The sequence below is a fragment of the Acinetobacter sp. AR_0276 genome (genome assembly GCF_003000705.1).
In the GTDB taxonomy this organism is placed as follows: Bacteria; Pseudomonadota; Gammaproteobacteria; order Pseudomonadales; family Moraxellaceae; genus Acinetobacter; species Acinetobacter nosocomialis.
In genome coordinates, this window is sequence record NZ_PSQO01000004.1 from 1,940,923 (window position 1) to 1,953,586 (window position 12,664).

Sequence of the window (12,664 nt, forward strand, 5' to 3'; positions counted from 1 at the left end):
AAACATAAATTTACCTAGATTATAGCCTGAAAAACAGTGAAATAAACTATTGAAGCAGAAATATACTAGTGAAATAAACTGGTGTGCGTGAGGGAATGGAAATGCGCGTAATTGTTTTAGGTAGCGGCGTTATTGGAGTGGCAAGTGCCTATTATCTAGCTCGTCAAGGAGCTGAGGTCACTGTTCTTGATCGCCAGTCAGGTCCTGCTGAAGAAACTAGCTTTGGTAATGCAGGCCAAATTTCGCCTGGGTATTCGACCCCTTGGGCAGCACCAGGAATTCCTTTTAAAGCTGTGAAATGGATGTTCCAACATCACGCACCGCTTGCGATTAATTTAGATGGTAGTATGTGGCAGTTACAGTGGATGGCGCAAATGCTGAAAAACTGTAATCCGCAAAGTTATGCCGTGAATAAAGAACGCATGATGCGTGTGGCTGAATACAGCCGTGACTGTTTACGTGAACTCAGAAAAGATACGGGTATTCACTACGAAAACCGCGCTAAAGGTACGTTGCAGCTATTCCGTAAAGAAGCACAAATGGAAGCGGTTCAACGCGACATTAGTGTGCTTGAAGAATGCGGCGTAAGCTACGAATTATTAAATGGTAACGAGCTTGGTCGTGTAGAACCAGCTTTAGCAAATGCACAAGATAAACTCGTTGGTGGTTTACACTTACCAAATGATGAAACAGGTGACTGTTATTTATTTACCAATGCCTTAGCTCAAATTGCTAAAGAGCTAGGTGTTAACTTCCAGTTTAATCAGAACGTAGAAAAATTGATTGTTGAAGGTGACCAAATTAAGGGCGTTCAAGTTAATGGTAAAGTTTTAACAGCAGATCGTTATGTCTTAGCGTTTGGTAGCTATTCACGTGATTTCTTGAAACCACTTGATCTACAGTTGCCTGTATATCCTGTGAAAGGTTACTCGTTGACGATTCCTATTGTTGACCCAGCTTTTGCTCCGCAATCTACAGTGCTGGATGAAACCTATAAAATCGCGATTACTCGTTTTGACCAACGTATTCGTGTAGGTGGAATGGCAGAGTTAAGCGGTTTCAATTTGGGTCTAAACGAAGACCGCCGTGCAACCTTGCAAATGGTGACTCAAGACTTGTTCCCAGGCGGCGATATGGCACAGGCGTCTTTCTGGACAGGTTTACGTCCAATGACACCAGACAGTACTCCAATTATTGGTGCGACTCGCTTTAAAAATCTGTTCTTGAATACAGGTCACGGTACTTTAGGTTGGACCATGGCGTGTGGTTCAGGAAAATTAATCAGTGACATCGTATTGAATCATAAGACTGATATCAGTACCGATGGCCTTTCAATTCAGCGTTATTCACACGCGCACGCAGCTTAACGGACGTTAGGAAAGTAATCATGCCTCGTCCTATTACCGCAGTGATCCACCGTCAAGCTTTACAAAATAACTTGGCGGTGGTGCGCAAGGCTATGCCAAACAGTAAGGTCTTTGCCGTTGTAAAAGCCAATGCTTACGGACACGGAATTGAACGTGTTTATGAAGCATTTAAAGCAGCAGATGGCTTTGCCTTACTTGATCTTGATGAAGCAAAACGAATTCGTGCTCTAGGTTGGACAGGTCCAATTTTATTGCTCGAAGGAGTTTTCTCTCCTCAAGATTTATTTGATTGTGTGCAGTATCAGCTTAGTTTCACCGTTCATAGTGAAGCGCAAATCGAGTGGGTAGAAAAGCATCCTTATCCGGCTCAATTTGATGTTTTCTTGAAAATGAACAGTGGTATGAACCGTCTTGGTTTTAAACCACAGCATTATGTGCAGGCTTGGGAACGTTTAAATAACTTGGCAAATGTGTCCAAGATTACGCACATGACGCATTTTTCAGATGCAGATGGCGAGCGTTTCGGTCAGCAGGGTATTGATTATCAAATTACTGCCTTTGAAGAAATTGTAAAAGATTTACCGGGTGAAAGATCGGTAAGCAATAGTGCAGCAATTTTGCGTTATCAAGACCAGCTCAAATCAGATTATGCCCGCAGTGGCATCATGCTCTATGGCAGCTCGCCAGATTACCCAACGCATAGTATTGCAGATTGGGGCTTGCAGCCGACCATGAGCTTACGCAGTGAGATTATTTCCGTTCAGCATTTAGAACCGAATGAAAGCGTAGGTTATGGTTCAAACTTTGTGGCAGAGCAACCCATGACGATTGGGATTGTCGCTTGCGGCTATGCCGATGGTTATCAACGTATTTCACCAACAGGCACGCCAGTTTTAGTGGACTCAGTACGCACGCGTACAGTTGGCCGCGTCAGTATGGATATGTTGGCAGTCGATTTAACGGGTATTGAGAGTGCCAAAGTCGGTAGTGAAGTGGTGCTCTGGGGCCAGTCAAGTACAGGCGTCGTTCTACCTATTGACGATGTTGCAGTTTCATCCGGTACGGTGGGTTATGAACTGATGTGTGCTGTCACCGCCCGTGTTCAATTTATTAATCAGGTATAAGGAAATCCGAATGTCTAATTCAGATATACAAAAGATTAACACCAACGAAGTCATGAGCGCCGTGACTGTTTTTAACAAAGTGGTTTATCTGTCAGGTCAGGTGCCTAAAAATACCGAACAAGATGTGGCAGGCCAAACTCGTGAAATTCTTGCAACAATTGATGAACTTTTGGCATTAGCCAATACTGACAAATCTCGCTTGCTCTCTGCGCAGCTCTATTTGAAAAATCTTTCTGACTTTTCAACCGTAAATGCAATTTGGGTTGACTGGTTAAAAGGGTGTGTTGCTCCATCGCGTGCCACAATTCAGGCCGATTTGGTCAATCCGGATTGGCTCATTGAAATTGCCGTGACGGCAGCACAAAAGTAATTCGTTTTTACTCCAAAAATGATGATGTATCTAACAGAAGGAAGATAGATACGGTTTATCCAGTCATTTTTTGGTGAACAGATTCAGTGACCTATGGCATACGGTTCAATTTTCGCCATAGGTTGCTGATCTTAACAAAGGAATTCAAAAAGGAATTTTAATATGACAACGGCTCGTCATTCAGATACGGAAAATTCTCCTGATCATCTGCAACGAAAACTGTCTAACCGTCATTTACAACTGATTGCTATTGGCGGTGCAATTGGAACTGGCCTATTTATGGGCTCAGGTAAAACCATCTCCCTCGCAGGTCCTTCAATTCTCTTTATTTATATGATTATTGGAGGCATGTTCTTTTTCTTAATGCGTGCAATGGGGGAACTACTCCTTGCAAATCTGCATTACAAATCTTTTGTTGATATGGCTCATGACCTGATTGGTCCTTGGGCTGGCTACTATTTGGGCTGGACTTATTGGTTAGGCTGGGTGCTGGTGGGTATTGCGGACCTTTCAGCAGTCATTAACTATTTGAGTTTCTGGCTGCCAGATGGTGCAAGTTTCTCTCCAATACAGCAGGCTATGATTAGTGCTGGCTGTGTGTTGTTTGTGATGGGTCTTAACCTCCTAACAGTGCGCCTATTTGGTGAAATTGAGTTTTGGTTTGCCCTTATTAAGATTCTGGCAATTATTGGCCTGATCGGCGTGGGTGGCTATATGATTTTCAGCCATTTTCAAGCTCCGCAAGGCGCTGTTGCCAGTATTAGTAATGTTTGGTCACATGGCGGTTTATTTCCGAAAGGTACAGAAGGCTTTTTGGCAGGATTCCAGATTGCCGTTTTTGCTTTTGTCGGTGTTGAGTTGGTTGGTACGACAGCTGCTGAAACCAAAGACCCGCAGAAGAACTTACCAAAAGCAATTAACGCGATTCCGGTACGTATTATCCTCTTCTACGTGCTAGCACTATTTATTGTGATGTCAGTAACCCCATGGGACCACATTCGTGCCGATAAAAGCCCATTTGTTGAGTTATTCTTAAATGCGGGTATTCCGGTTTCTGCAATCATCATGAACTTGGTGGTGCTGTCTTCGGTAATGTCTTCAATGAACAGCGGTGTGTTTTCAACCAGTCGTATGCTGTTCGGTTTATCAAAAGATGGTCAGGCACCGGGTGCTTTTGGTCGTTTATCAAAACGTGCAGTACCGTCAAATGGTTTGATTTTCTCTTGTACTTTCATTATGGGTGGGGCAGTGCTTCAGTACTTTGTTCCAAACACGATGGAGGCATTTACTTTGGCAAGTTCACTTTGTGTGATTCTATTCATTAGTGTATGGAGTCTCATTATGGTGTGCTATTTACGCTATCGTAAATTACGTCCTGAATTACATGAAAAATCGACATTTAAAATGCCGGGTGGCATTTTGATGAGTTATGTTGTTTTGGCATTTATGCTTTTTACTTTAGTCATCTTGGCATTAGAGCCAGATACTTTGAAAGCTTTATATGTCAGTCCGGTATGGCTAGTAATCTTGGGTGTTACCTATCATGTGTTGTATAAACCACGCATGAAAAAGCTAGGACGTGAACTCGTTAACGATCATTAAGTTTTATTAAAAAGCCAATCAATCATGATTGGCTTTTTTTATTTTCATCAGTTTTTTTATCGGAATAATATTGTTTATTTTTGAATCAATAGCACAGTTTTGAGGGGGGGAGTAAAGCGACATCTAGCATTATCACATGCTAAACTCCGGCTAATCTGGTGAATCGAGATTGGATAATTAAAATTGCCGTGAAGGCAGTACATAAATAATGCAACTTAAAAAATAGGGACAAAAGATAGATCAATTAAGGAAAAAATATACTTGAACATCTTGTCCTGAGGTATAGACTCAGCAACCCACGATATACGGTTCGTTTTCTCCCTATAGGTTGCTGATTTAAATTAAGCAAAATATAAAAAGGACTTCTAATATGACAATGGTTCATCATTCAGATGAGGCAGGCTCCCCTGATCATTTACAACGGAAATTAAGTAATCGCCACTTACAGCTCATTGCAATTGGCGGCGCAATTGGTACCGGTCTATTTATGGGCTCGGGCAAAACCATCTCTCTCGCAGGTCCTTCAATTCTTGTAATCTACATGTTAATTGGTGGAATGTTCTTCTTCCTTATGCGCGCATTGGGTGAATTACTACTTGCTAATTTACATTACAAGTCATTTGTCGACATGGCGTATGACCTAATTGGTCCGTGGGCTGGCTACTATATAGGTTGGACCTATTGGTTAGGCTGGGTACTGGTCGGTATTGCCGATCTTTCTGCGGTTATTAACTATTTAAGTTTCTGGTTACCCGAAGGCGCCAGTTTTTCACCCATGCAACAAGCGATGATTAGTGCGGGCTGTGTACTATTCGTCTTAAGCCTTAACCTTCTTACAGTGAAGTTGTTTGGTGAGGTTGAGTTCTGGTTTGCGCTTATTAAGATTTTAGCCATTATCGGTTTGATTGGTGTGGGCGGCTACATGATTTTAACCCACTTCCAAGCTCCTCATGGTGACGTGGTAAGCATCAGTAACGTCTGGTCACATGGTGGTATATTTCCAAAAGGTGTAAGCGGGTTTTTGGCAGGTTTCCAGATCGCCGTATTTGCCTTTATTGGTGTTGAGCTGATTGGTACAACTGCTGCTGAAACGAAAGATCCAGAAAAGAACCTACCAAAAGCAATTAACGCGATTCCGGTACGTATTATCCTGTTTTATGTGTTAGCACTTTTTGTGGTGATGTCTGTAACACCTTGGGATCATATTCGTGCCGATAAAAGCCCATTTGTTGAGTTGTTCTTAAATGCAGGTATTCCTATTTCTGCAATTATTATGAACTTGGTTGTGCTGTCGTCGGTCATGTCTTCAATGAACAGTGGCGTGTTTTCAACAAGCCGTATGTTGTTCGGTTTATCAAAAGATGGTCAAGCGCCGGGTATATTAGGACGTTTATCAAAACGTGCCGTACCTTCAAATGGTTTAATCTTCTCATGTATTTTCATTATGGGTGGGGCAGTGCTTCAGTACTTTGTTCCAAACACAATGGAAGCATTTACTCTGGCAAGTTCACTCTGTGTAATCTTGTTCATTAGTGTGTGGATTTTGATCATGGCGTGCTATTTACGTTATCGTAAAACTCGTCCTGAACTTCACGCTGCATCAACCTTTAAAATGCCGGGCGGCGTATTAATGGCGTATGCAGTTATTGCCTTTTTCTTGTTTACTTTAGTGATTTTGGCATTAGAGCCAGATACATTAAAAGCGCTCTACGTCAGTCCGGTATGGGTGGTGGTTTTAGGTGTGACTTACTATGCATTCTATAAGCCGCGCATGAAAAAATTAGGCCGAGAAATCTTTTAATTATCCTTTCTCGATTTACCAAAAAGCCAATCATCATTGATTGGCTTTTTTATTAAAAGATTAATCGACTAGCAAATGTTGATATTTATCAGCTTGTTTACGCAAATAGTCCCAGACCAGTTTAATGCGAGGTTCATGCTGTAAATCGACGAAGGTCAGCATCCAGAAGGTATGGGTAAAACGAACTTGTTGCTCTAATACCTCTTCGAGCTCAGGTTTGTCATCTGCTAAAAACTTCGGCAAAATTGCAAGCCCTGCGCCAGCACTCACTGCAATTTGTTGGGCCAAAATACTGCTACTACGAAAGTTAGCATTCAGTTTTAAAGGTAAACGTTCTAGACAATACAGCTCCGGGCTATACACCAGATCATCAATATAATTTACAAAGCGATGCTGAGTTAAATCTTCTAAACCACGAATCGGTGGATTTTGTGCTAGATAGCTCTGGCTGCCATAAATTTTTAAACAATAATCAGACAAGCGCGTAATGATATAAGGCCCCGAGGTTGGGCGTTCAATGGATACCACAATATCTGCTTCACGGTGTGAGAGCTTAATCATTTTTGGTACGGGTATTAGGTCAATAGTAAGCAGTGGATACTGAATAGAGAACTCAGCCAGTAAGCGGGCTAAAAATGCGGTTCCAAAGCCCTCAGGTGTGCCAATTCGCACACGTCCTTGTAAAGGTTGATGCGGTTTTTCAATTTGTAAGAAAGCTTGTTCCATTTGCTCAACTCGAGGGACAAGTGCCATGCCTTCGAGAGTTAACTCATAGCCCGTTGCTTCACGCTTAAATAGCGTCGTACCCAGAGCAAGTTCTAGGGCCTGAATCCGTCTAGCTACCGTACTATGTTCAACACCAATAATACGTGCAGCATTGGTTAGAGTTTTAGTGCGTGCTAAAACCAGAAAAAACTGTAGATGATCCCAATCCACTTTCATTTTTGTTATTGTCCCTGTGCATATTTGCACAACAATCGTGCATGAATTTGCGTTGGTGGTCAAAGATTTCTTTGTTAGTCTCAAATAAAACCTGAATAAAGAAAATACGTAGAAAAGTATTTTCTAATAACTGAACACAATAAAAATATGACCTACGGAGAGGTTATGAACACAATCCAGAAAATCGAATTGGACACCGCTAAATTACTTATTAACGGACAGTTTATCGAATCTAAAACCCAAGAATGGCAAGACATTATTAACCCTGCAACTCAGGAAGTGATTGGCCGCGTGCCTTTTGCAACGGTTGAAGAAGTCGACGCTGCTATTCAAGCTGCACAAGATGCTTTTATTTCTTGGCGCCAAACCCCAATTCAGGCACGTATGCGCATCATGCTCAAGCTACAAGACTTGATTCGTGCCAACATGAAAGAAATTGCACAAGTATTGACGGCTGAACAAGGTAAAACCTTGGCAGATGCTGAAGGCGATATTCAACGTGGTCTAGAAGTGGTTGAACATGCCTGTTCAGTTGGTACTTTACAAATGGGCGAGTACGTCGAAGGTGTAGCACGTGGTGTAGATACGTATACCTTGCAACAACCTTTGGGTGTTTGTGCGGGTATTACGCCGTTTAATTTTCCTGCCATGATTCCACTTTGGATGTTCCCAATGGCAATCGTGTACGGCAATACCTTCGTTTTAAAACCATCAGAACAAGATCCTTTATCAACCATGATGCTGGTTGAACTTGCGATTCAAGCAGGTATTCCGGCAGGTGTCTTAAACGTTGTGCATGGTGGCAAAGAAGTGGTTGACCGTTTGTGTACCCATAAAGACATTAAAGCGATTTCATTTGTAGGTTCAACTGCGGTTGGAACACATGTTTATAACCTTGCAGGGCAACATGGTAAACGTGTGCAAGCCATGATGGGGGCAAAAAACCATGTGGTTGTCATGCCAGATGCCAATAAAGAACAAACCTTAAACGCTTTAGTGGGTGCAGCGTTTGGTGCTGCTGGGCAACGTTGTATGGCATTGTCGGTTGCAGTGATGGTTGGCGACAGTAAACAGTGGATTCAAGAATTAGTCGAAAAAGCCAAAACCCTAAAAGTAAATGCAGGTCATGAACCAAATACTGACATTGGTCCAGTGATTTCAAAACGTGCCAAAGCGCGTGTAATTGACTTGATTAATAGCGGTGTTGAGCAAGGTGCAGAACTTCTACTCGATGGTCGCAATGTTCAAGTACAAGGTTATGAGTCAGGTAACTTCGTGGGCGCCACGATTTTTAGTGGCGTAAATACCGACATGCGTATTTATAAAGAAGAAATCTTTGGGCCGGTACTTTCAATTATTTGTGTCGATACACTCGATGAAGCAATTGCTTTGATCAATGCCAACCCATTTGGTAATGGTGTGGGCCTATTCACTCAAAGCGGTGCCATTGCACGTACTTTCCAAAACTTGATTGATATCGGCCAAGTCGGTATCAACATTCCAATTCCTGTACCTGTGCCGTTCTTTAGTTTTACCGGCTCAAGAGGATCAAAACTTGGCGACTTGGGGCCATACGGCAAACAGGCTGTCCAGTTCTATACCCAAACTAAAACCATTACCAGTCGCTGGTTTGAAGATAGCCATGAAGTTGGCGGTGTAAATACAACCATTAGTTTACGTTAAGGGGATCACGGATGAATATCGCCTTTATCGGTCTAGGGAATATGGGCGGCAGAATGGCCCATAACCTACTTAAAGCCGGAATTAAAGTTTACGGTTATGACCTCAGTGAAGTTGCTATTCAGCACTTCGCCGAGGCAGGTGGCATAGTCTGCGACAGCCCGCAGGCAGCAGCAAAACAAGCTGATGTAGTCATTACCATGTTGCCTGCAGCAAAGCATGTGAAAGAAGTTTACTTGGGTGAAAATGGTGTCTTGGAAGTGCTAAAAGCAGGTAGCTTATGCATTGATAGCAGTACCATTGACCCGCAAACCATTAAAGAGATTGCCGCTGTTGCGCACAGTAAAAATATTAAAATCTGTGATGCACCAGTTTCAGGTGGAACCATTGGTGCTCAAGCAGGAACCTTAACCTTTATGGTGGGTGCCGATGAACAAACCTTTAACGAAGTAAAACCTGTGCTCAGCCATATGGGCAAAAATATTGTTCATTGTGGTGATGTGGGTGCAGGACAAATTGCCAAAATTTGCAATAACCTGATTTTAGGCATTTCAATGGCTGCGGTGGCCGAAGGCATGGCACTCGGTGTGAAGCTAGGCATCGACCCACAAGCATTGGCAGGGGTAATTAACACCTCAAGTGGTCGTTGTTGGAGTTCGGATGTATGTAACCCATGGCCACACATTAATGAAAATGCGCCTGCATCTCGAGGCTATCAAGACGGTTTTGCAACTCAGCTAATGCTAAAAGATTTAGGACTCGCTGTAGAAGCCGCAGGCCAAGTCAAACAGCCTGTTGTATTAGGTGGTATGGTGCAACAGCTTTATCAGCAAATGTGCATGCGTGGTAATGCCAATCTCGATTTTTCGAGCATTATTCAGCAATACCTACCACAAGAGGCATAACGGTAAAGCCAAAGGATGGCTTTAAACTAATAAATCAAACCCTGTCGTGAATAACAACAAATCCGGACTGAGGGAAAAGATATGATGGATTATCAAAATGCTGTACAGGCTTTCGATTTGGAAAGCACTGCTAAACAGATGTTGTCAGGTTCACTCGATGCACTGAACGCTTGTTATGAATGCTGTGATCGACATGCAGATGGCGACAAAATTGCGCTGTATTGGCAAGGAAAAGACGGTCGCAAAGAGCAATATACCTTCCGTGAGCTAAAAGAATGGTCGAGTCAATTTGCTAACTTTTTAAAAGCTCAAGGTGTAAAAGCAGGCGACCGTATTTCAGGCTTATTGCCAAGAACACCTGAACTGATTGTAACCATTTTGGCGGCTTGGCGAATTGGTGCTGTTTACCAGCCTTTATTTACTGCCTTTGGCCCAAAAGCGATTGAGCACCGTATTCAGCTTGCACAAAGCAAGTTGGTGGTGACCGATATGGGTAACCGTAGCAAGCTCGACGAAATTGAAAAGTGTCCTGCAATTATGACGGTGGCCGATGCTCAAGGTACTGCGCTTAAAGCAGGGGATTTTAATTTTTGGAATGAAGTGAAACAGCAGTCCGATCAATGTGATCTAGTCATGCGTAACATTCAAGATCCTTTCTTGCTCATGTTTACTTCAGGCACAACAGGGCCTGCTAAACCCTTGGAAGTGCCATTAAAAGCACTCATTGCCTTTGGGCGATATATGCAAGATGCCATTGGTTTAACCGAAGAGGACTCGTTTTGGAATATTGCCGACCCAGGTTGGGCGTATGGCCTGTACTATGCGATTACTGGACCGTTATTTTTAGGCCATGCCACTTTGTTTTATGAAGGTGGTTTCAGTACAGATAGCCTATGCCAAATTGTGAAAGATTATAAAGTTAACAACTTGGCAGGTGCACCAACAGCTTACCGTATGATGATGGCAGCAGATCCGGTACAAATGGCACCATTAAAAGGCCAATTTCGCGTGGTGAGTAGTGCAGGTGAACCGCTTAATCCGGAAGTGATTCGCTGGTTTAAACAAGTCTTAGACGCTCCAATTTATGACCATTACGGACAAACCGAAGTCGGCATGGTGGTGTGTAATCATCATGGTTTAAAACATGAAATTCATGCTGGCTCAGCAGGTTTCCCAAGTCCGGGCTATCGTGTTGCGATTGTTAATGAACAAGGTGAAGAACTTCCGCCAGACACACCGGGAATTTTAGCAGTCGACATTAGCCAGTCTCCAATGATGTGGTTTGGTGGCTATAAAGAAAGCCGTAAATCACCTTTCGTCAGTCATTACTACTTGACGGGTGATACTGCCGAACTTCATGCCGATGGCAGTATGAGTTTTGTCGGCCGTAGCGATGATGTAATCACCACATCAGGCTATCGTATTGGGCCCTTTGATGTAGAAAGCGCACTGCTTGAACATGATGCTGTGATTGAAGCCGCAGTAATAGGCGTGCCTGATCCAGATCGTACTGAAGTCGTTAAGGCTTTTGTAATTTTAGCTGCGGGCGTACAACCTTCAGATGCACTTGCTGAAGAACTCAGCCAGTTTGTGAAAAGACGACTTTCTGCACATGCTTACCCAAGATTAGTTGAATTTGTGAGTGAATTACCTAAAACTCCAAGTGGCAAAATTCAGCGCTTTTTATTGCGTAATCAAGAAATTGCTAAACAACAAGCTAAAGCAGGGTAAAGGAAATAATAATGCAATTTACCGAAGAACAATTACTCATTCGTGATATGGCGAAAAGTTTCGCCCAAGAACAAATCAAGCCTAATGCCAGCGATTGGGACCGAGACGGGACTTTCCCAAAAGAAACTCTGACTCAAATGGGACAACTCGGTTTTATGGGAATGCTTGTTTCAGAGCAATGGGGCGGTTCAGACACGGGTAACTTAGCCTATGTACTGGCACTCGAGGAAGTTGCGGCAGCAGATGGTGCAACCTCGACCATCATGAGTGTTCATAACTCGGTTGGTTGTGTACCTATTTTAAAATTTGGGACCGACGAGCAAAAAGAGCGCTTTTTAAAGCCTTTGGCACAAGGTGAAATGATTGGAGCTTTTGCCTTAACCGAACCGCATACTGGCTCAGATGCAGCAGCCATCAAAACCCGTGCGGTGAAAGATGGCGACGATTACATTTTAAATGGTGCCAAGCAATTTATTACCTCGGGTAATAATGCTGGCGTCATTATCGTGTTTGCCGTGACCGATCCGAGCGCAGGTAAAAAGGGCATTAGTGCATTTTTAGTCCCACGCGAAACACCGGGTTATGAAGTGATTCGTGTTGAAGAAAAACTGGGTCTGCATGCTTCAGATACGTGTCAGATTGCTCTGACAGATGTACGCATCCATAAAAGTCTCATGCTAGGTAAAGAAGGTGAGGGTCTGAAAATTGCTCTTGCCAATTTAGAAGGTGGGCGTATTGGTATTGCTGCACAAGCAGTCGGTCTAGCACGTGCGGCACTCGAAGAAGCAACTCGTTATGCCAAAGAGCGTATTACTTTTGGAAAACCAATTTTTGAGCATCAAACCATCGCATTTCGCCTTGCCAGTATGGCAACCGAAATTGAAGCAGCGAGACAACTGGTTCACTACGCTGCGCGTCTCAAAGAAGCAGGCCAACCGTGTCTCAACGAAGCCTCAATGGCTAAGTTATTTGCTTCAGAAATGACTGAACGTGTGTGCTCAAGTGCCCTACAAGTGTTTGGTGGCTATGGCTATCTCAGAGACTTCCCAATTGAACGTATTTATCGTGATGCGCGTATTTGTCAAATTTACGAAGGCACGAGTGATATTCAACGTTTAGTCATCGCACGTAGTCTATAAAAC

The 12,664-nt window shown here is 43.1% G+C and carries 10 protein-coding genes; 9 read left to right on the forward strand and 1 reads right to left on the reverse strand.

Annotation, left to right across the window (positions count from 1 at the left end):
* Positions 1–101 precede the first annotated feature (101 nt).
* From CSB87_RS10090 to CSB87_RS10110, 5 genes are all read left to right on the forward strand, one after another.
* Positions 102–1,367, forward strand: coding sequence for a D-amino acid dehydrogenase (locus CSB87_RS10090; RefSeq protein WP_001263980.1), 1,266 nt, complete (start codon positions 102–104; stop codon positions 1,365–1,367).
* Positions 1,368–1,387: 20 nt separating this feature from the next.
* On the forward strand, positions 1,388–2,491 hold the full coding sequence (alr, locus tag CSB87_RS10095) for an alanine racemase (protein ID WP_031952098.1): 1,104 nt from the start codon (positions 1,388–1,390) through the stop codon (positions 2,489–2,491).
* A gap of 10 nt (positions 2,492–2,501) precedes the next feature.
* Entirely contained in the window at positions 2,502–2,861 is a 360-nt protein-coding gene (locus CSB87_RS10100) for a RidA family protein (RefSeq protein ID WP_000071347.1), read from the forward strand.
* Positions 2,862–3,023: 162 nt separating this feature from the next.
* Positions 3,024–4,463: an amino acid permease gene (locus CSB87_RS10105; RefSeq protein WP_002050482.1), complete on the forward strand. Its 1,440-nt coding sequence runs from the start codon at positions 3,024–3,026 to the stop codon at positions 4,461–4,463.
* Positions 4,464–4,833: 370 nt separating this feature from the next.
* Positions 4,834–6,264, forward strand: coding sequence for an amino acid permease (locus CSB87_RS10110; protein WP_004711113.1), 1,431 nt, complete (start codon positions 4,834–4,836; stop codon positions 6,262–6,264).
* 60 nt (positions 6,265–6,324) lie between these two features.
* On the opposite strand, the gene CSB87_RS10115 is transcribed toward CSB87_RS10110, so the two are convergent.
* Positions 6,325–7,206, reverse strand: coding sequence for a LysR family transcriptional regulator (locus CSB87_RS10115; protein ID WP_002050510.1), 882 nt, complete (start codon positions 7,204–7,206; stop codon positions 6,325–6,327).
* Positions 7,207–7,371: 165 nt separating this feature from the next.
* Between CSB87_RS10115 and CSB87_RS10120 the strand changes: the two genes are divergently transcribed.
* From CSB87_RS10120 to CSB87_RS10135, 4 genes are all read left to right on the forward strand, one after another.
* The gene (locus CSB87_RS10120) at positions 7,372–8,889 is read left to right on the forward strand and encodes a CoA-acylating methylmalonate-semialdehyde dehydrogenase (RefSeq protein WP_031952101.1); all 1,518 of its coding nucleotides are present in this window, start codon (positions 7,372–7,374) and stop codon (positions 8,887–8,889) included.
* A gap of 11 nt (positions 8,890–8,900) precedes the next feature.
* Complete coding sequence (gene mmsB / locus CSB87_RS10125; RefSeq protein ID WP_031952103.1) at positions 8,901–9,791, forward strand: 3-hydroxyisobutyrate dehydrogenase; 891 nt, start codon at positions 8,901–8,903, stop codon at positions 9,789–9,791.
* Between the two features lie 81 nt (positions 9,792–9,872).
* A complete protein-coding gene (locus tag CSB87_RS10130) occupies positions 9,873–11,522 on the forward strand; it encodes an AMP-binding protein (protein ID WP_004883963.1) in 1,650 nt (549 codons plus the stop codon).
* Between the two features lie 11 nt (positions 11,523–11,533).
* Positions 11,534–12,661, forward strand: a complete 1,128-nt coding sequence (locus CSB87_RS10135; protein ID WP_031952106.1) for an acyl-CoA dehydrogenase family protein — start codon at positions 11,534–11,536, stop codon at positions 12,659–12,661.
* Positions 12,662–12,664 lie beyond the last annotated feature (3 nt).